The organism is Gaiella sp., from assembly GCF_057140465.1.
This window is the reverse complement of the sequence record NZ_DBNHWK010000054.1, coordinates 1-18,695: the sequence shown is the minus strand read 5'-3', so window position 1 is coordinate 18,695 and position 18,695 is coordinate 1. Positions and strand designations below refer to the sequence as shown.

The 18,695-nt window shown below is 71.0% G+C and carries 19 protein-coding genes, 1 tRNA gene and 1 pseudogene; 12 read left to right on the top strand and 9 right to left on the bottom strand.

Annotation, left to right across the window (positions count from 1 at the left end):
- From AC162C_RS07580 to AC162C_RS07560, 5 genes are all read left to right on the top strand, one after another.
- Positions 1 to 776, top strand: a 776-nt coding sequence (locus tag AC162C_RS07580; RefSeq protein WP_484097016.1) for a glutamate--tRNA ligase family protein, incomplete at its 5' end; no start/stop codon positions are given.
- 9 nt (positions 777 to 785) lie between these two features.
- Complete coding sequence (locus AC162C_RS07575; protein WP_484097015.1) at positions 786 to 1,970, top strand: trans-sulfuration enzyme family protein; 1,185 nt, start codon at positions 786 to 788, stop codon at positions 1,968 to 1,970.
- 52 nt (positions 1,971 to 2,022) lie between these two features.
- Positions 2,023 to 3,306, top strand: coding sequence for a cysteine--tRNA ligase (cysS, locus tag AC162C_RS07570; RefSeq protein ID WP_484097014.1), 1,284 nt, complete (start codon positions 2,023 to 2,025; stop codon positions 3,304 to 3,306).
- Positions 3,303 to 4,031, top strand: coding sequence for a 23S rRNA (guanosine(2251)-2'-O)-methyltransferase RlmB (gene rlmB, locus AC162C_RS07565; RefSeq protein ID WP_484097013.1), 729 nt, complete (start codon positions 3,303 to 3,305; stop codon positions 4,029 to 4,031). Before cysS ends, rlmB begins: the two co-directional genes overlap by 4 nt.
- Positions 4,032 to 4,083: 52 nt before the next feature.
- Positions 4,084 to 4,515, top strand: coding sequence for an NYN domain-containing protein (locus AC162C_RS07560; RefSeq protein ID WP_484097012.1), 432 nt, complete (start codon positions 4,084 to 4,086; stop codon positions 4,513 to 4,515).
- A 27-nt stretch (positions 4,516 to 4,542) separates the two neighbouring features.
- Here the strand turns inward: AC162C_RS07560 and AC162C_RS07555 are convergent, their stop codons facing one another.
- Positions 4,543 to 4,920, bottom strand: coding sequence for a hypothetical protein (locus tag AC162C_RS07555; protein ID WP_484097011.1), 378 nt, complete (start codon positions 4,918 to 4,920; stop codon positions 4,543 to 4,545).
- 247 nt (positions 4,921 to 5,167) lie between these two features.
- On the opposite strand from AC162C_RS07555, the gene sigH reads away from it, so the two are divergent.
- On the top strand, positions 5,168 to 5,833 hold the full coding sequence (gene sigH / locus AC162C_RS07550) for an RNA polymerase sporulation sigma factor SigH (RefSeq protein WP_484097010.1): 666 nt from the start codon (positions 5,168 to 5,170) through the stop codon (positions 5,831 to 5,833).
- 93 nt (positions 5,834 to 5,926) lie between these two features.
- On the opposite strand, the gene AC162C_RS07545 is transcribed toward sigH, so the two are convergent.
- On the bottom strand, positions 5,927 to 6,763 hold the full coding sequence (locus AC162C_RS07545) for a plastocyanin/azurin family copper-binding protein (RefSeq protein ID WP_484097009.1): 837 nt from the start codon (positions 6,761 to 6,763) through the stop codon (positions 5,927 to 5,929).
- A gap of 358 nt (positions 6,764 to 7,121) precedes the next feature.
- Here AC162C_RS07545 and AC162C_RS07540 point away from each other — a divergent pair, with 358 nt between their 5' ends.
- On the top strand, positions 7,122 to 7,418 hold the full coding sequence (locus AC162C_RS07540) for a nickel-binding protein (protein WP_462974652.1): 297 nt from the start codon (positions 7,122 to 7,124) through the stop codon (positions 7,416 to 7,418).
- Here AC162C_RS07540 and AC162C_RS07535 read toward each other — a convergent pair.
- Together AC162C_RS07535 and AC162C_RS07530 are read right to left on the bottom strand one after the other, a co-directional pair.
- On the bottom strand, positions 7,415 to 9,475 hold the full coding sequence (locus AC162C_RS07535; protein ID WP_462974653.1) for an AAA family ATPase: 2,061 nt from the start codon (positions 9,473 to 9,475) through the stop codon (positions 7,415 to 7,417). The two genes, AC162C_RS07540 and AC162C_RS07535, sit on opposite strands and share 4 nt — an antisense overlap.
- Positions 9,476 to 9,512: 37 nt before the next feature.
- Positions 9,513 to 9,585 (bottom strand) — tRNA-Thr (locus tag AC162C_RS07530).
- Positions 9,586 to 9,770: 185 nt separating this feature from the next.
- Between AC162C_RS07530 and AC162C_RS07525 the strand changes: the two genes are divergently transcribed.
- Genes AC162C_RS07525 through AC162C_RS07505 form a run of 5 tightly spaced genes read left to right on the top strand, consistent with a single transcriptional unit; the run spans position 9,771 to position 15,035 of the window.
- Complete coding sequence (locus AC162C_RS07525; protein ID WP_484097008.1) at positions 9,771 to 11,045, top strand: aspartate aminotransferase family protein; 1,275 nt, start codon at positions 9,771 to 9,773, stop codon at positions 11,043 to 11,045.
- Complete coding sequence (locus tag AC162C_RS07520; protein WP_484097007.1) at positions 11,029 to 12,066, top strand: ABC transporter ATP-binding protein; 1,038 nt, start codon at positions 11,029 to 11,031, stop codon at positions 12,064 to 12,066. Before AC162C_RS07525 ends, AC162C_RS07520 begins: the two co-directional genes overlap by 17 nt.
- On the top strand, positions 12,063 to 13,262 hold the full coding sequence (locus tag AC162C_RS07515; RefSeq protein WP_484097006.1) for an extracellular solute-binding protein: 1,200 nt from the start codon (positions 12,063 to 12,065) through the stop codon (positions 13,260 to 13,262). The genes AC162C_RS07520 and AC162C_RS07515 overlap by 4 nt, the downstream gene beginning before the upstream one ends.
- 22 nt (positions 13,263 to 13,284) lie before the next feature.
- A complete protein-coding gene (locus AC162C_RS07510) occupies positions 13,285 to 14,181 on the top strand; it encodes an ABC transporter permease (protein ID WP_484097005.1) in 897 nt (298 codons plus the stop codon).
- Positions 14,181 to 15,035 (top strand): ABC transporter permease, encoded by an 855-nt coding sequence (locus tag AC162C_RS07505; protein ID WP_484097004.1) that lies wholly within the window; start codon positions 14,181 to 14,183, stop codon positions 15,033 to 15,035. The genes AC162C_RS07510 and AC162C_RS07505 overlap by 1 nt, the downstream gene beginning before the upstream one ends.
- A gap of 7 nt (positions 15,036 to 15,042) precedes the next feature.
- On the opposite strand, the gene msrA is transcribed toward AC162C_RS07505, so the two are convergent.
- From msrA to AC162C_RS07480, 5 genes and pseudogenes are all read right to left on the bottom strand, one after another.
- Positions 15,043 to 15,705: a peptide-methionine (S)-S-oxide reductase MsrA gene (msrA, locus tag AC162C_RS07500; RefSeq protein ID WP_484097003.1), complete on the bottom strand. Its 663-nt coding sequence runs from the start codon at positions 15,703 to 15,705 to the stop codon at positions 15,043 to 15,045.
- Positions 15,706 to 15,855: 150 nt separating this feature from the next.
- Positions 15,856 to 16,635 (bottom strand): alpha/beta fold hydrolase, encoded by a 780-nt coding sequence (locus AC162C_RS07495; protein ID WP_484097002.1) that lies wholly within the window; start codon positions 16,633 to 16,635, stop codon positions 15,856 to 15,858.
- Between the two features lie 184 nt (positions 16,636 to 16,819).
- Positions 16,820 to 16,978, bottom strand: a pseudogene (locus AC162C_RS07490) (peptide-methionine (S)-S-oxide reductase MsrA); the annotation flags it as partial.
- A gap of 324 nt (positions 16,979 to 17,302) precedes the next feature.
- The gene (locus AC162C_RS07485) at positions 17,303 to 17,689 is read right to left on the bottom strand and encodes a protease inhibitor I42 family protein (RefSeq protein WP_484097001.1); all 387 of its coding nucleotides are present in this window, start codon (positions 17,687 to 17,689) and stop codon (positions 17,303 to 17,305) included.
- 328 nt (positions 17,690 to 18,017) lie between these two features.
- Positions 18,018 to 18,662 carry a hypothetical protein gene (locus tag AC162C_RS07480; protein ID WP_484097000.1) on the bottom strand — a complete coding sequence of 215 codons (645 nt, stop codon included), beginning with the start codon at positions 18,660 to 18,662 and terminating at the stop codon, positions 18,018 to 18,020.
- Between the last annotated feature and the right edge of the window lie 33 nt (positions 18,663 to 18,695).

Here is an 18,695-nt window from a genome sequence, read left to right as displayed (position 1 = left end):
CAACCCGCGACGACGACGGCGCGGTCCGGCTCGGCCGCACGACGATCGCGCGTCCGGACGGGACCGCGACCTACCAGCTGGCGAGCGTCGTCGACGATCTCGACCTCGGCATCACGCACGTCATCCGCGGCTCCGACCACCGGCCGAACCTCGGCGTTCAGCAGGAGATCGCCCGGGCGCTCGGCGGCGAGCTCCCGGAGGTGATCCACCACGGGCTGCTGCTCGGGGCCGACGGCAAGAAGCTCTCCAAGCGGCACGGGCACACGGCCGTCGCGGAGCTTCGTGCCGACGGGATCCCGTCCGCGGCGGTGCGGGCGTACCTGGAGGAGCTGGGGCTGCCGACGCACGACGTGCAACTCGACGCGAGCCGCCTGCGGCGCTTCGCAATCGACGCGATCGCCGCGATGAGCGACGAGGAGCTCGCCACCGCCGCCGATGCCCCGGTCTCGCTCGCGCCGGCGCTCCGTGGGGCCCGTGACCTCGTCGAGGCGCGGTCGTTCGCGGAGCAGATCCTCGATCCGGCACCGTCCGCCCTCGATGCGGCAGCGCACCCGACGCTGGAGCGGTTCGCCGAGCTCCGCGCCGGCTTCGCCGATCCGCTGACCGAGGCGGACGCACGGTCGATCGTCCGGGAGCTGAAGGCCGTCGGCGGTGACCTCCGCGCGCTCCGCCTCGCCCTCACCGGCCACCACCGCGGCCCGGAGCTGTGGACGGTGGTCGCGGCGCTCCCCGCGCCGGAAGCCGAGCGACGCATCGTCGTCGCGGGCCGCGGCTAGGTTGTCGCGATGACGATGCCCGGCGAGCCCGACGCCGATCCGGCCTGGCGCGACGGCGGCCTGTCGACCCGCGCGGTGCACGCCGGGGAGCGCTCCGACCCGACGACCAACGCGCACCAGACGCCGATCTTCCAGACGGCGACCTTCAGCTTCCCCACGGCGGCGGCAAAGGAGGAGGCCGTCGACCGCGCGCTGGAGTGGGAGCCCGGCCGGTTCTTCTACAGCCGCACCGGGAACCCCACGACGGCCGCGCTCGAGGAGAAGCTGGCCTCCCTCGAGTCGGCGGCCGACGCGGTCGTCGGTGCCTCGGGCATGGCCGTCGTCGCGGCCTCCCTGTACGCGCACCTGCGCGCCGGCGACCACGTCGTCTGCTCGGACGACCTGTTCGTGATCACGGCCGAGCTGCTCGAGCGCGACCTGCCGCGCCGGGGCATCGAGGTCAGCCGCGTCCCGGTCACCGACCTCGAGGCCGTGCGCGCCGCGCTGCGGCCGACGACCCGGATCGTCCTCACGGAGACGGTCTCGAACCCGCACCTGCGCGTCGCGGACGTGCCCGCCCTCGCCGAGATCGCGAGCGGGCACGGCGCGCTGCTCGTCGTCGACAACACGTTCCTCTCGCCGGCGTGCTACACGCCGCTCGCAGACCGCGCCGACCTCGTGCTCCACGCCGCGACGAAGTACCTCTCCGGGCACGGCGACGTGCTCGCCGGGGTCGTCGCGGGCCGGAAGGACCTGATCGACCCCGTCCGTTGGCAGCTCGACGTGCTCGGAGCGTGCCCGACGCCGATCGCCTCGTGGCTCGTGGCCCGCGGCGTGCGCACGCTCGCGCTCCGCATGCAGGCGCACACGCGGAATGCGACCGCGCTCGCGTCGTGGCTCGAGGAGCGACCGGAGGTGGAGTGGGTGCGGTACCCGCGGCTCGCGTCACATCCCGACCACGCCGTCGCGGAGCGGCTGCTGCGCGGCCGCACCGGCGGGATGCTCGCCTTCCGCCTGCACGGCGGCATCCCCGCGATGGAGGCGTTCGCCGCCCGGCTCCGCCTCTGCTCGATCGCCGTCAGCCTCGGCGAGGTGGACACGCTCGTGTACCCGATGCCGAAGCGCGGCGGCATGTTCCGCGTCTCGGTCGGGATCGAGGACGTGGAGGACGTGATCGCCGACGTCGAGCGGGCGCTGGCGACCCTGCCGGCGTAGGGCGAGCCTCGCGCGCGCGAGGCGCCGAGCCCTCCGCGGATACGATCGACGGGTGCGCCTCTACGACACGCTCACGCGGCAGCCGATCGAGCTGCCGCCGCCTCCCGAGCCGATCGGGATCTACGTGTGCGGGCCCACCGTCTACCAGCGCGCGCACATCGGCAACGCACGCCCGTTCGTCGTGTTCTCGTGGCTCGCCCGCTGGCTGCGGGAGCAGGGGCACGACGTGCGGTTCGTGCACAACATCACGGACGTCAACGACAAGATCTACGAGGCGGCGCCCGGGCGCAGCGCCGGGCTCGCCCGGGAGGCGACCGGCTGGTACCTGGAGGACACCGCCGGGTTCGGGCTCGGGATGCCCGACGCGCAGCCGCTCGCCACGGAGACGATCGGCGAGATCGTCTCCCTGATCGAGGAGCTGGCCGCGCAGGGGCACGCGTACGCGGTCGACGGCGACGTGTACTTCCGGGTCGGCTCGTTCGACTCGTACGGCGCGCTCTCCGGGCAGCGCCCGGACCAGGTGGAGGAGCAGGAGCCGAACCCGCGCAAGGAGGACGCCCGCGACTTCGCCCTCTGGAAGGCGACGAAGGAGGGCGAGGACACGTCCTGGGACTCGCCGTGGGGGCGGGGACGACCCGGCTGGCACATCGAGTGCTCGGCGATGGCCGAGCAGGAGCTCGGCGCCGAGTTCTGGATCCACGGCGGCGGTCTCGACCTCGTCTTCCCGCACCACGAGAACGAGCGGGCGCAGTCGCTGGCCGCCGGCCGCGGCTTCGCGCGGATCTGGATGCACAACGGGATGCTCCGGTTCACCGGCGAGAAGATGTCGAAGTCCCTCGGCAACGTGGCGACGATCCAGGAGGTGCTCCGGGCGTGGGGCGCCGAGACGGCTCTCCTCTTCTTCATGACCGCGCACTGGCGCAAGCCGATCGACTTCTCGGAGCAGACGCTGGCAGCGGCCCAGGCGCAGGCCGAGACCTTCCGCAACTTCTTCCGCGAGGCGTGGGAGGGAGACGACGAGCCGTCACGCGACGAGCTGGCTGGCGTCCTGGACGACGACTTCAACACGCCGGACGCACTCGCGCTGTTCCACGAATGGCGTAGCCGCGGCGACGCGGCGTCGCTCCGCTGGGGCCTCGGGCTGTTCGGCCTGGGAGGGCTCGCCGCCGCCGATACGGCCCCGTCCGAGGTCGTGCAGCTCGCCGGGCGTCGCGCCGAGGCGCGGGCCGCGCGCGACTGGGCGCTCGCGGATCGCCTCCGCGACGAGCTCGCCGCCGCGGGCTGGGAGGTCAGGGACGTCGAGGGCACGCCGCCGTACCGGCTCGTCCGCCGGTGACGCGCGACCTCGTCTACGGCCGCAACGCCGTCCGCGAGGCGCTTCGCGGACGGCGGGAGGTGCTCGAGATCTGGGCGGGGGAGCGGGCGGCGTCGACGCTCGACTGGCTCGCCGAGGGCCCACGTGCACACGTGCGGCGTGAGCGCGAGCTCACCGAGGCGGCCGGCACGTCCGATCACCAGGGCGTCGTCGCCTGGTGCGCGCCGTACCCCTACGGGGACGCCTGGGAGCTCGCCTCAAGCGACCGTCCGCTGCTCTGCTGCCTCGACCAGGTGACCGATCCCCGCAATCTCGGAGCCGTGATCCGGAGCGCGGCAGGCGCCGGGGCGACCGGCGTGATCGTTCCCGAGCACCGCTCCGCGCGCGTCACACCCGCCGTGTGCCGCTCCTCGGCCGGCGCCGTCGAGCACCTCCCGGTGGCGGTCGTCCCGAACCTCGCCCGCTACCTCGGTGACGTGAAGCGAGGCGACCTCTGGGTCTACGCCGCCGAGACGGGGGCCGAGACCCAGATGTGGGACGCGGATCTCGCGGGCGGGACGGCGCTCGTGCTCGGAGCCGAGGGGAAGGGCGTGCGGCCGCTCGTGCGGCGGACGTGCGACGCGGGCGTCGCGATCCCGCTCGCGCCCGGTGTCGACTCCCTCAACGTCTCGGTGGCCGCGGCCGTCCTCCTCTACGAGGCGCGGCGACAGCGGGAGCGAGATCGGCCCCGTCACCCGGAGGCCTGACGCACTCGGCGGATCGCCCGCCGCCGCCGCGCGCGCTACCGTCACGCCAATCGTGACCGATCCGACGCTGTACCTGTTCGACGGGTCGAACCTGTTCCACGCCGGCGACTACGCCGACCGCGAGGAGCTCGTCGATCGGCTCGCGAGCTTCGTCGCCCTCCGGGGCGCCCGCGGGGTGGTCGTGTTCGACGGCACGGGGACGGATCGCTCGATCGGATCGCTCGACGTCCGCTTCGCCCCGCACGCGGACGACCTCCTGGAGCGCCTCGCCGCCGAGCACCGCCAGCGCGACGCCGTCCTCGTCGTCACCTCCGATGCTGCGGTCCGGGGGACGGCCGGGCAGGAGGTCCGCAAGCAGGGATCGCGCGCGTTCCTCGGCGAGCTCCGTGGGGTGGAGCACCGGGAGGGGGAGGCGAGCCGCGTCCGCGACCGACTCGACCCCGAGACGCGAGCGGCGCTCGAGCGCCTGCGGCGCGGTGAGTGACCGCTCCGGACGCGCGTTCACCGGCCGCTAGCGGCCGGTGAAGAAGTCCTTCGAACTCTGCGGGAGGTAGAGCAGGGCGATCGTCCCGAGCGTCACGACGGCCGTCGCGATGCCGGGGCCCGCCGCGTATCCGGGCCCGGCGAAGGCGTAGACGACCGCGACCACGAACGTGATCGCGGCGAGCCCCGCCAGCACCGCGCGGCCGACGCGGTGACCGCGCCCGAGCATCACGGTGGCGAGGCCGACCACCGCGCCGAGGACGAGGATCCCGACCCCGAACGGGTCGCTCACCTGGTCGGCCGCGGCGACGCCGATCACGCCGAACACGAGCAGGCTCGCCGCGATCACGTAGCCGACGACGGTCGCGAGGAAGACGGGGAACGGCGCGGATTCATCGGTGCTCACACGGGCCTCCACGGCTGGGTGCGGGACGGGCGCCATCTTCGCACACGGGGCGCATGCTCCGCATCGGAACGCGAAGTGGGCGGTGCGAGAGCCGACACGAACATGTGTTCCTATCAGAATGGAATTTGCGCAAAGGGGTTGTATTGCCTGCGTAAGGATGCTAGGTTCTCCCTCAAGTTCAGGCTGAGAGTTTGGCGGGAGCCTGGAGAATCCAGCTCAGAAATCACTCAATTTCCAGGGAGAATTCATGGCGACTCGGACTGCGGCAGCGACGAAGTCACCGCAAAAGGCTCAACGAGAACTCGAGGATCTGCAGCTCGTGCTCAAGGCGCGCAACGGGAGCCAGGTGGCCGTCGATGCGTTGATGAAGCGCTACCACGGGTTCGTGCGCCTCAAGGCGAGCTCGTACTTCCTGGCCGGTGGCGACGCCGACGACCTCGTCCAGGAGGGGATGATCGGCCTCTACAAGGCGATCCGCGACTTCCGCTCGGACAAGGAGACGTCGTTCCGCAGCTTCGCCGAGCTGTGCGTGACGCGCCAGATCATCACCGCGATCAAGACGGCGACCCGCTTCAAGCACAGCCCGCTCAACACGTACGTGTCGTTCAGTCACACCCCGGCGGGTCAGGACTCGGACGGCGAGTGCACGCTGGGCGACGCGCTTCCCGGTCCCTCGGTCGACGATCCGTCCGTCGTCGTGATCTCGACGGAGGAGCTGGAGTCGCTCGTGTTCTGCCTCGGCACCGGGCTCTCCGGGCTCGAGTCCGACGCCCTCCGCCTCTACCTCGACGGCCACTCGTACGAGTCGATGGCCGACGAGCTCGGCTGCGACACGAAGACCGTCGACAACGCGCTGCAGCGCGTCAAGCGGAAGATCCTCGCGCACCAGGCCGAGCGCGCAGTCCCCGCCTAGCGGCGAGCGGCCGGCCGCGGCGACAGACGTGAACGCAGTGGGGGCCGGGACGTGCCCGGCCCCCACTGCGTGATCGCGTCTGCCCCGATGTCGCTACTTGACGGTCAGGATCCCCCACATCCCGGCCTTCTCGTGGCCGCGAACCGTGCACACGTAGCGGTACTTGCCCTTCTTGAGCGTCGCCCGCACCGTCGAGGTCTTGCCCTTTCGCACGACCTTGCCTTTGGCGATGAGCTTGCTCTTCGCGCCCGCACCGGCGCGGATCGCGACGTTGTGCGGCACGTTGGAGAGGTTCTTCATGGCGATCGTGACGACGCCCGCCTTCGCGACGAGCCGCTTCTTCGAGAACAGCAGCTTGTTCTTCGCACCGCCGGTGATCTTCAGGAGCGTCTTCGCCTGGGCCGTGGAGCCTCCCGCTGCGGTGGTCAGCTGCCCCGTGAACTTGACGGAGAACGTGCCCGCCCCGCGGTCGTAGACGCCGGTCAGCTTCAAGCTCCCGCTCGCGTTCGCGAGCGAGCCGGTGCCACCGGTCACGTTCGCCCGGCCGACGATGCTGAAGATCTTGCCCGCCTCGTCGCCGCAGCCCTGTGTGCCGGGGACGACCTGGAAGCGGAGGGTGGCCGAGCCGTTGGCGGCGGTCATCGTCCCGCTTCCCGTCCACGGGACGCACGGCTGCTTGGTGGCGTCGCCCTTCCCCGTGCCCGAGACGGTGCTCTGGCCGAGTGGGGCCGTCGCCGTCCCGCTGCCGTTGGCGGAGATGTCCGCGACGTCGTCGGTGATCTTGACGGTCGCCTTACCGGAGTAGGACGCCGTGAACGGGACGGTGGCCGTCCCGCCCGTCGTTCCCGCGGCGGCGATTCCCGACGCGACCAGCGCGACCGAGAGTACCGTCGCGGCGAGAACGAATGCCGCGATTCGCTGTCCTGTCATGCGTGACTCCTCTGAGTGTCGGATGGCGCTCCGCACGCCACGCCTGCTCACCTCCCGGGAACGTGGGTGCCCGTGCGGGCATGTCTTCGCTCAGGCTCGCAGCCCGTCCGGTCGGTGTCATCCGTGTGAGCGGCCGAACGAGTCCGCGGGAAACCCGCAGCCCACTCCGTCGGATGCCCCGATGTCCGGCATTTCAGGTGCGCCAGGCGGGCTCGAAGGGCCTGTCGGGCCCGAGCGACCGGTGGTGGCCGATGGGTCGGCGGAGGAGAGGCGGTCTCGGCGCAACCCGGCCGGCGACACCGCGGCCGACGCCTGGCCGAAGTGACGCGCGGAGCGAGGCTGTGTACTCTGTCGCGCGATGCCACGCTACCTCGTCGAGCGAACCTACACGGTGGACATCGACACGCTGCCGACCGTCGCCACGCGGTCGAAGGCGCTCGGCCACTACCACTACCCGGAGATCGTCTGGGAGCACAGCCACGTCGTCCTCGACCGCAACGGCACGCCGAAGTCGTTCTGCATCTACGACGCGCCGAACGAGGAGATGGTCGTCGAGCACTCGAAGCAGCTCGGCGATCACTTCGTGGAGACGATCTACGAGATCGCCGGCGACGTCACACCCGACGACTTCCCGCTGACGGACGACCCGCTCTAGTCGGGCTCGCCGGGGCGCAGGCGTCTGGCGTCCGGTATCTGGAAGAGGGCCTGCAGGTGCACGGCCTGTCGCATCCTGATCTGGCGGCGCCGATCGGCGTCGTCCTCGGGAACGAGCTCGAGCGCCTCGCCGTACAGCCTCACCGACCGCTCCTTCGCCCAGCCTCTGCCCGCCTGTTCCGCGGCCGCGAGGAGGTGCTCGACCGCCCGCTCCGACTCGCCGGCCTCGCGCCAGTGGTGCGCCAGGGCCTCGTGCGACTGGCCGGCGTCGGTCGCGGTCTCGAGGAAGCGCGCGACAGCGGCGTGCCGCGAGCGCCGGGCCGTCCGCGGGAGCGTCCCGTACGCGACGTCGTGGATCAACCCGTGCTTGAAGCCGAACTGCTGGTCGCCCTTGATCCGCGACACGGCCTCCCGCTGGATCAGGTCGCGCGCCTCGAGCGCACCGAGCAGTGCCGAGAGGTCGTCACGTGGCGCGATCTCCGCGAGCGCGCCGCGCCAGAACACCCGACCGACGGCCGAGGCGTCGACGAGGACGCTGCGCTCGTCGGGAGGGAGTGAGTCGAGCCTGGCCGCGATGATCGCCTTGACGCTCGTCGGAAGCACGCCGACATCGGCGGTGGACTTCTCCGTGAGGGAGACCGAGAGCTCCTCGATGAACAGCGGGTTGCCCTCGCCGGTCCCGGCCACGGCGGCGATCTGGTCCTCGACCGAGGCCTCGCCCAGCAGCCGGCGTGCGAGCTCTCTGCTGGCGTCCTCGGTCAGCGGCTCGAGCGGGAGCGCGGTGTAGGCGGGAAGGCCGCCTCCCCACCCGGGGCGCTCCGAGAGCAGCTCGGGCCGGGCGAGCGCGAGGAACAGCACCGGGGCCTCGCGCACGCGTGCCCCGAACGTCTCGAGCAGGTCGAGGAGGCTCTCGTCGGCCCAGTGGATGTCCTCGTAGAGCAGCAGCGTCGGGCCCGCGAGCGCGAGCGACTCGACGACGACGCGCGCCGAGAAGAACAGCTGCTCCCGGTCGGCGACGTCGTCGTCCCCCTCGATCCCGAGGAGGACGGCCAGGTGCGGCGCGTGCTCCTCCGCCGCTGCCTGACCTGCGAGTCCGGCGATCGAGTCGGTCAGCTTCTCGCGTGCCTCCCCCGGGTGGTCGCTGTCGAACATGCCGGCGACCTGCTTCAGCTGCTGACCGAACGCGCTGTACGGGCTGCTGGCGCCGTACGGCGTCGACCGCCCCCGGATGACGCGGTGCCCCTGGCCTCCGACGAGCTGCGCCAGCTCGAGGGCGATGCGCGACTTGCCGATCCCGGACGGCCCGAACACCGTCACGAAGTGCGCCCGGCCCTCGTCGACGACGCGCTCCCAGATCCCGCTGAGCACGGAGAGCTCGCGGTCGCGCCCGATCATCGGTGCGCCGCCGACGGGGCGCTCGCCGACGGCGGACGTGGCCCGCAGCGCGAGCCATGCCCGGACCGGCGCGTCCTTGCCCTTCGCGACGACCGGCGGCGCGGGTCGGTACTCGATCGAGCCGCGCGTGCCCGCGTACGTCTCCTCCCCGACGATGACCGCCCCCACCGGTGCTGCGGTCTGGAGCCGGGCGGCGGTGTTCACGACGTCGCCGGCCACCAGCGCCTCGCCGTGCTCGGGGCGCGCCTCGAGCTCGACGATCGCCTCGCCGGTGTTCACGGCGATGCGGAGCTGGATGCCGTCCGCCTCCGCCCAGTCGCGGACGGCGAACGCCGCGCGCACGGCGCGCTCGGCGTCGTCGCCGTACGCGGTGGGAGCGCCGAAGACGCCCATCACGGCGTCGCCGATGAACTTCTCGACCCGTCCGCCGAAGCCCTCGAGCTCGCTCCGGACGCGCTCGTAGTAGGGCAGCAGGAAGTCCCGGACGTCCTCCGGGTCGAGCTTCTCGGATCGGGACGTGAAGCCGACGAGGTCGACGAACAGGATCGAGACGACCCGGCGCTCCTCTCCCGCGCGAACCGGCTCCGCCAGCGCGTCCCCGCAGGCGTTGCAGAACTTGGCCCCCTCGGGGTTCTCCTGTGCGCAGCGGCTGCAGATCGGCACGAGAGTGAAGAGTAGAGCCCAGCAGGCGGCTTCCGGAAGCCGGAGGAGGGACTCGAACCCTCGACCGCTCGCTTACAAGGCGAGTGCTCTACCAGCTGAGCTACTCCGGCGGGATCGCCTGAGTGTAGTGGCGCGACGCGGGAGCGTCGGGAGCGCGGCGCGGCGTCCGACGATGCCCGGACGACCCGTGATCGGCCGCGTCCCGCAGCGTCGGGTTGCGCGCACGTGCCTGGGACGCGAGACTGCCCCGAACCCGGGCGGCGAACGGCGTCCGCGTGCATACTCCCGCGATCGCATGAGCGCGCATCCCACCCCACACGACCGGATCCTCGCCGACCGCGCCCGCTTCGTGTCGGGCGGCGTCGCGACCCCCCGGCTCGTCGTCCACCATGCCGAGGGGGCGCGCGTCACCGACATCGACGGACGGACGTACCTCGACTTCGCGGGCGGCATCGGTTGCCAGAACACCGGGCATCGCTTCGCGCCCGTCGTCGAGGCCGTCAAGGCCCAGGCGGACGCCTACCTGCACCAGTGCTTCATGGTCGGCGTCTACGAGCCGTACGTCGAGGTCTGCCGCCGGCTCGCCACGCTCTCGCCGTGCCACGGGGACGAGCAGAAGTCGATCCTCGTCAACTCGGGCGCCGAGGCGAACGAGAACGCCGTGAAGATCGCGCGGGCCGCCACCGGGCGTCCCGCCGTCGTGGTCTTCGACAACGCCTTCCACGGGCGCACGCTGCTGACGATGACGATGACCGCGAAGGTGAAGCCCTACCGGGCGGGCTTCGGGCCCTTCGCGCCCGAGGTCTACCGGGCCCCGGCGCCCTACCCGTACCGCGGGGTCACGAGCGACGACGCGATCGCCGGGCTGAAGCGGCTGTTCAAGACCGAGGTCGACCCGGCGACCGTGGCGTGCGTCGTCCTCGAGCCGGTGCAGGGGGAGGGCGGCTTCATGGAGATGCCGCCAGACTACCCGGCCCGGCTGCTCGAGGTCTGTCGCGAGCACGGCATCCTCTACGTCGACGACGAGGTGCAGACCGGGGTCGGCCGCACGGGGAGGATGTGGGCGATCGAGCACTACGACGGCGTCGAACCGGACCTGCTCGTCTCCGGGAAGTCGATCGGCGGCGGGCTGCCCCTGGCAGCGGTCACGGGGCCCGCGGAGCTGATGGACGCCGTCGGCCCGGGCGGCCTCGGGGGCACGTTCGGCGGCAATCCGCTCTCGTGCGCGGCGGCGGTGGCGGTCCTCGACGCCGTCGCCGAACCGTCGTTCCTCGCGGAGGCGGAGGCGCTCGGGGCGAGGATGCGGGCACGCCTCGAGGCCCTGGCGGCGCGCCGCCCGGAGATCGGCGACGTGCGCGGCCTCGGCCCGATGCTTGCGATGGAGCTCGTCGAGCGCTCGCCCGACCGTGCGAAGGCGATCGTCGACGCAGCGTTCGACCGGGGCCTGCTGCTGCTCGCGTGCGGCATCGACGGCAACGTCATCCGCCTGCTCGCGCCGCTCACGATCACGGACGAGGAGCTCGACGCCGGCCTGCGGATCGTGGAGGAGGCCGTTGACGCAACAGGCTGAGGCGGTTCCGGACATCCGGATCCGCGCACTCACGAAGCGTTACGGGGACGTCGTCGCCGTCGACGAGATCGACCTCGACATCGCGCCCGGCGAGTTCTTCACGATGCTGGGTCCGTCGGGCTCGGGCAAGACGACGACGCTGCGCATGATCGCCGGCTTCGAGGTGCCGACCGAGGGCACGATCGAGCTCGCGGGCGACGACGTGTCGCGGCTGCCCCCGTACGACAGGCCGGTCAACACGGTCTTCCAGGACTACGCGCTCTTCCCGCACATGACGGTGCGACACAACGTCGAGTACGGGCTGCGCGTGAAGAAGGTGCGCAAGGCGGCGCGCGCGGAGCGGGCCGACGAGGCGCTGGCCATGGTGCAGCTCGAGGGGTACGGCGACCGCAAGCCGGCGCAGCTCTCCGGAGGGCAGCGGCAGCGCGTCGCGCTCGCGCGCGCGATCGTCAACCGGCCGAAGGTGCTGCTCCTGGACGAGCCGCTCGGCGCACTCGACCTCAAGCTGCGCCAGGAGATGCAGATCGAGCTCAAGCGCATCCAGCAGGAGGTGGGGATCACGTTCGTCTACGTCACGCACGACCAGGAGGAGGCGCTGACGATGAGCGACCGGATCGCCGTGTTCAACAGCGGGCGCATCGAGCAGGTCGGGCCGCCGGCCGCGGTCTACGAGCACCCGCGGAGCGAGTTCATCGCGGGGTTCGTCGGCGTCTCGAACGTGATCGAACGGGACGGCCGCCGCTACACGGTGCGGCCGGAGAAGATCCAGCTGCTCGCGGACGGGTTCGAGCCCGACGCGGGCACACGGGTGGAGGAGGGGATCGTGCGCGACGTCCAGTACGTCGGGGCGGTCACCCGGTACCACGTCACCCTCGACCGAGGCGGCGAGCTCCAGGCGCTGACCCAGAACCTGGAGGAGACGTCGGGCGAGGTGCTGGCGATGAAGGGGCGGCGGGTGCGACTCGCGTGGCGCCGCGAACAGGAAGCAGTGATCGTCGAGAACAAGGAGGAGTTGGGATGAGCGATCGCAGACGGCGGGTCGGCCTGTGGGCCGTGCTCGCCCTGGTGGTGGGTGCGCTCGCGCTCGTCGCCGCAGGGTGCGGGGGTGACGACGAGGGAAGCGGCGCCAGCACCGACATCGAAGGCCTCGGCACGTCGCTCGAGGAGATCCAGTCGCTGGCGCGGGACGAGGGCGAGGTCAACCTCGTGATCTGGCCCGGGTACGCGGTGCTCGTGGACGAGTTCACGGCCGCGACGGGCTGCAAGGTCAACACGAAGGACGGGGCGAGCTCCGACGACATGATCACCCTCATGCAGACCGGCGCCTACGACGGCGGGTCGTTCTCGGGCAACGCGACGGTGCGCATGATGGCGACCGGCGACGTGACGCCCGTGAACACGGAGTTCATCACGAACTTCGACGACATCCAGGAAGGGATCAAGAACCAGGACTACAACTCGCTGGACGGGCAGGCGTACGGCGTGCCGCACGGGCGCGGCCCGAACCTGCTGATGTTCCGCACGGACGTCCTGCCGGAGGACACCGACAGCTGGTCGGTGATCTGGCCCGACGGCTCCGGCCCGTACAACGGGAAGCTGTCGATCTACGACGACTCGATCTTCATCGCGGACGCCGCCGTCTACCTGAAGGCGACGCAGCCCGACCTCGGGATCGAGAACCCGTACCAGCTGAACGAGGAGCAGTTCGACGCGGCGGTTGCGCTCCTCAAGGAGCAGGCGCCGAACGTCGGCGAGTACTGGCCCGGCGACGTCGCCAAGCAGATCCAGTCGTACACGAACGGCGACAGCGTGGTCGGGACGACGTGGCCCTACCAGGTGAACCAGCTGAACCAGGCGGACGTCCCGATCCAGGCGATCAAGCCGAAGGAGGGCACGACGGGCTGGTCGGACACCTGGATGATCTACTCGGGTGCGAAGAACCCGAACTGCATGTACCTCTGGATGGACCACATGGCGTCCCCGGAGGCGCAGGCGACCGTCGCCGAGGCCTTCGGCGAGGCGCCCGTCAACCTCAAGGCGTGCGACCTGACGGAGAACGCGAACCACTGCGACGAGTTCCACGCGGACGACGAGTCGTGGTGGGAGGACGTCTACTACTGGACGACGCCGTCGGAGGACTGCGGCGACGACGACGAGGAGACGGTCTGCAAGACGCAGGCCGACTGGAAGGCGGCGTGGACGGAGATCCGAGGCTAGTCCCGCCGGTCGATCGGGGTCAGTGACCTCCGTCCCGATCGAGGAGCCGCCGCCCCGGAATGGTCCGGGGCGGCGGCTCTCCACGTTCTTCTTCCGGCACCCGGGCGTACGGCTGTGGACGCTCCTCGCGCTGCCGGTGCTGTGGCTCGGCGTCGTCTACCTCGGGTCGCTCCTCGTCCTGCTGTTCTCGGCGTTCTGGACGGCGGACGAGTTCACGGCGAAGCTCGTCCACGAGTTCACGTTCGACAACTTCCGACGGATCATCGAGACGCCGGTCTACCGGGACGTCGCAATCCGGACGGTCAAGATGGCGGCCCTCGTGACGCTCGCGTGCGTGGTGCTCGCGTTTCCGCTCGCCTACTACATGGCGCGCATCGCCTCGACGCGCACGAGGAACCTGCTCGTGGTGGCGGTGCTGATGCCCCTGTGGGGGAGCTACCTGGTGAAGGCGTACGCGTGGCGGACGATCCTCTCGGGGGAGGGTGCGATCAACTGGGCGCTCGGCCCGTTCGGGGTCAGCTTCAACGGGTACTCGAACACCGGCCTCTGGCTCGTGTTCACGTACCTGTGGCTCCCGTTCATGGTGCTGCCGATCTACGCCGGGCTGGAGCGGATCCCCGAGTCGCTGCTCGAGGCGTCGGCCGACCTCGGGGGGCGCTCCGTGCGGACGTTCTTCCGCGTCACGCTGCCGCTCGTGTTCCCGGCGGTCGTGGCCGGCTCGATCTTCACGTTCTCGCTCACGCTCGGTGACTACATCGCGCCGACGCTGATCTCGAGCGACCAGTTCATCGGCACCGTGATCTACCGCGAGTACGGCACGGCGTTGCCGGTCGCGGCCGCGTACGCGATGGTGCCGATCGTCGTCATCGTCGCGTACCTCCTCGTCGCGCGGAAGCTCAAGGCCTTCGAGTCGCTCTGATGGTCGAGTCGCGCCTCACCCGCATCCTGCTCCGGCTCGGGGCCGGGATCACCCTCTTCTTCATGTACTTCCCGTTGATCGTGATCGGGCTCTACGCGTTCAACGAGCAGGTGACGCAGCGCTGGCCGATCGAGGAGTGGAGCACGAAGTGGTTCCCCGTGGCGTTCGAGAACGAGGCCGTGCGCGAGGCGCTCAAGCACTCGATCCTCGCGGGCCTCGGAGCGACGGCGATCGCGCTCGTGCTCGGCACGCTCGCCTCGATGGCGATCTCGCGCTACCGCTTCTTCGGCCGTGACGTCGTGACGTTCGCGGTGATCCTCCCGATCGCCCTGCCGGGCATCGTCACCGGGCTCGCGCTGCAGGCGACGATCAAGGACGTCCTGGGCCCGCTCGGCGTGACGTTCGGCCTCGCGACGATCATCATCGGGCACGCGACCTTCTGCGTCGTGGTCGTCTACAACAACGTGCTGGCACGGCTCCGGCGGACGGCCGGGAACCTCGACGAGGCGTCTGCCGACCTCGGCGCCGACAGCTGGCAGACGTTCCGCTACGTCATGTTCCCGCAGATGCGGACCGCGCTGCTCGCGGGCGGGCTACTCGCCTTCGCGCTCTCGTTCGACGAGATCATCGTCACGATCTTCACCTCGGGCGCGATCCAGACGCTTCCGATCTGGATGTACGCGACCCTCTTCCGGCCGACCGAGCTCCCGATCGTGAACGTCGTCGCCCTGTTCGTGATCCTGATCTCGATCATCCCGGTCTACTTCGCGCAGAAGCTCGCCGGCGCGAGCGGGATCACCGCCGAGCGGCCGGCGAAGGGGTCGGTCGCCGCGTCGGTCGAGGCCGAGCCGTAGGCCCCGCTCAGGGCGCAGCCGTGACGTCGGTGCCGACGGGGCAGGCGACGCCCGTGGCGCCGAGCCCGCAGTAGCCGTTCGGGTTGGCGGCGAGGTACTGCTGGTGGTACCCCTCCGCGTAGTAGAAGGGCCCTGCCTCGGCGATCTCGGTCGTGATCGTCGCGCGATGGCCGGCTGTGCGGAGCGCCGACTGGTACGTGTCGCGTGACGCCTCCGCGGCTTCGCGCTGCGCCCCGGTCTGCCAGTAGATCGCGGAGCGGTACTGGGTGCCGACGTCGTTCCCCTGGCGCATCCCCTGGGTCGGGTCGTGCCCCTCCCAGAAGATCCGGAGCAGCTCGTCGTAGCTCGTGCGCGCCGGGTCGAAGACGGCGAGCACGACCTCGGCGTGCCCCGTGCGGCCGGAGCAGACCTCCTCGTAGGTCGGGTTCGGCGTGAAGCCGCCCGCGTAGCCGACGGCGGTCGTGTGGACGCCCGGGGCCTTCCAGAACAGGCGCTCGGCTCCCCAGAAGCACCCCATCCCGACGACGAGCTGCTCGCAGCCGTCGCGGAAGGGCGGGACGATCGGCGTGCCGAGGACGAGGTGCGGCCCGAGGCCGGGCATCGGCTCGTCGCGGCCGGGCAATGCCTGCTCGGGAGCGACCATCTCGGTCTTCCGGGTGAAGAGGCTCATGCGGGCAAGGATACGAAACGCCACCGACCGGGTCACGATCGTGGCTGAGGCCGCGAACGCGGGCGCGGCTCACGACGGACGGCCGCGGGCCGCCATCACCCGGGAGGGTGGCGGCATCTCCAGGGAGGGCAAAGCCTCCCGCGGCTTGCGTCAGCGCGCGAGCAGCTCGGAGATGAAGACCCGCACGTCGGCACCGGCCGGGTCGATCGCGTGATCCCCGCCGACGCGCACAGCGCGTGCACCCGGAAGCGTCCGCGCGAGAGCCTCGGAGCCTTGCTGAATCGCCTCGGGCGATGCCTCTGCCGTCACCACCAGCGCCGGCACCTCGAGCGCGTCGATGTCGAGGTCGTCCGAGACCCGCTCCTCACCTCGGACCTCGGCGAGCAGCGCTTGCCCATTGGCCGCGAAGACCTCGCGCCACGTCTCTGGCAGCTCCTCCCAGGCGCCGAGGATCTCCCGGAGAGCGGCTTCGCCGACACGCTCGACTCCCTGCGCGCGGGCGATCTCGTCGAGCTTGGAGCAGAGCGCACCGAACCACGTGTCGTAGGCTGCCGAGAGCCCCATCGGCCCGGCCTCCAGCAGGGCAATGCCCAACACCGATTCCGGGTGGCGGAGTGCGAGCTCGAGCGCGATCGTGCCGCCGTAGCTCCGGCCGATCAGAACGGCCGGCACAGCATCGAGCTCCTGCAGCAGCGCGAGGGCGTCGTTCGCGTGCTCGGCGACGCTCGTCACCTCGTACGGCTCGGGCTGCTCGCTCCGCCAGGAGCCGCGCCGGTCATAGACGATCACCCGTCCGAGGTCGGAGAGACGTTGCGCGGCATCCTCCCAGAAGACCGCCGCGCTGCCTGTCCCGTGAATGCCGAGGATCGGTGTTCCCTCCCCGCGCTCCTCGTAGTAGATCCGCGCGCCGTTCACAGCTACATGTGGCATCAGTCACATGCTGCCACGACGCGCGCCGCGGGGCAACGATACGCGGCGGGCAGCTGCTCGAAGCGATACCCCGGGCGAGCAGGTCGTCCGGCTGGTTCATGCACGCCCAGGACTGCTTCGACAGCTCCACAGAAGGGGCTCTCGCGAACGCCCTGATGCCGCGACGGTCTTGGCTGACGAATCAGAAGGGGCTATCGGCTCCCCAGAAGCACCCCATCCCGACGACGAGCTGCTCGGAGCCGTCGGGGAAGGGCGGGACGATCGGCGTGCCGAGCGCGAGATGCGGCCCGAGGCCGGGCATCGGCTCGTCGCGGCCAGGCAACGCCTGCTCGGGAGCGACCATCTCGGTCTTCCGGGTGAAGAGGCTCATGGCTCGTAAGGATACGCCGGGGCGCACGTCGGACCGGGCGGGGATGGCACCGAGACCCGAACGTGGCTGCTGCCCGAGCGTGAGTCGTGCCTTGCCCGTGGCGAGGGACCGGAGCCCGCCCTGAGCGGTGACGAAGACGCCGTCGCGGCGGTCGGCGCCCCGGCGCATCGGGCCTCCCGGATCTCGCCTGGAGCTGCTCCCGGGGCGGCGTTGCGCCCCGCGATGACGGGTGAGAGCCGGCTCGAGACGACGCCCGGGCTCTGCGAGTCTCGGGCGCCGCTCGAGGTGCTCGTCCGCCTAGCTCGCGGCGATCGTGACCGAGAAGCTCTTGCCGAGGGTGTACGCGCTGGGCGGGCCGACGTACTGGAGCTTGAGCGTCGATTTGCCGGCCGTCCGCACACGGAGCGTCAGCGTGTAGCGCCCCGTCGAGCCCGGAGCGGCACCCGCCTTCGGGGGCGTGTAGACCGCGCTCCGCACACTCAGCTTCGCGGCGTTGACGCCGGATACCTCCCAGGCATAGCCGGTGGAGGCGTTGCTCTGGAGCGTGATCTGCACGAGGTCGCCGACCTTCGCCTTGACCGTCTTCCCGTTCGCCTTCGCGCCGAGGGTGATCGTTCCGGCCGATGCGCCCGGAGCAAGGACGAGCGCGACGACCGACGCCAACACCACCAAGATCCTTCTCACGGGGTCTTCCTCCTACCGTCGAGTCCGCACAAGGGCGGCACATTCTGACGATCCCTGTAATCCGTGACAAGTGGCACGGTTCGTGTAAGCGGCCGGGTCCCGGTGCGATGCCCCACGACTCGCTCCCCGTATCGAAGCCCGGCTTGTGCCTCCAGCGCATTCGCGTGCGCAGCGAGCCAGGACATGGAATTGCCGAGCGCCGACAGAGATCGGATGGCGCCGCGGCCACAGAGGTGTCGGCTCCGTGAGGGTGAGTCGTGGTCGTCCGGCAGAGTCCGCCAGGCCACCGGGAGGCCCGCCGAGGCGGGCCTCCCGGTCGTGACGACGTCTAGGCGGTCTGCGGCGCGGATGCCCTCGCGGGCGCGCGCAGTGCGAGGCCGACGGCGAGAACCCAGATCAGCAGGGCGACCTGCGGGAGCCACACCACCGCGAACAGCAGCACGACGGCGGCGACGAAGCCGAGCCACGCCGTCCACGCGGGCAGAGCGCCGGTGCGCAGGGTGGCGAGCGACGAGGCGGCGATCGCCACGGCGGCGGCGAGCATCGCGCCGACGAGGATCATCCCGAAGCCGATCTGCTGGATGAAGCGCGTGAGGTCGCCGTCGGCCGGCGCATCGAGGCTGCCGAAGGCGACGGCCCCGGGGACGGATGCGGCCGCCATCGCGCCGGCGATCATCAGGGCGACCGCGACGGCGCCCGACCCGAACGCGAGCGTCGTCAACGGAGCATCTCCACCTTCGGCGCCGATCAGCCTGCCGCGAAGGCTGACGAAGAAGCCGAGGAGCGTGAACGCAGCGGCGATGAACAGGTAGGCACTGACGATCATCATCACCCGGTGGTTGCTGTCGGTGTAGTACGCCGCGGCCGTGCTTGGGGAGTCGGTGTCGCTCGGAGTGCGCATCACCATCCACGCCGCGACGTACAACACGACGAACAGCACTCCCGTGAACGGGGCAAGACGCGATCCGGGCATCCGGGCTCCTTGTGAAGGGTGTTGGACGATGTC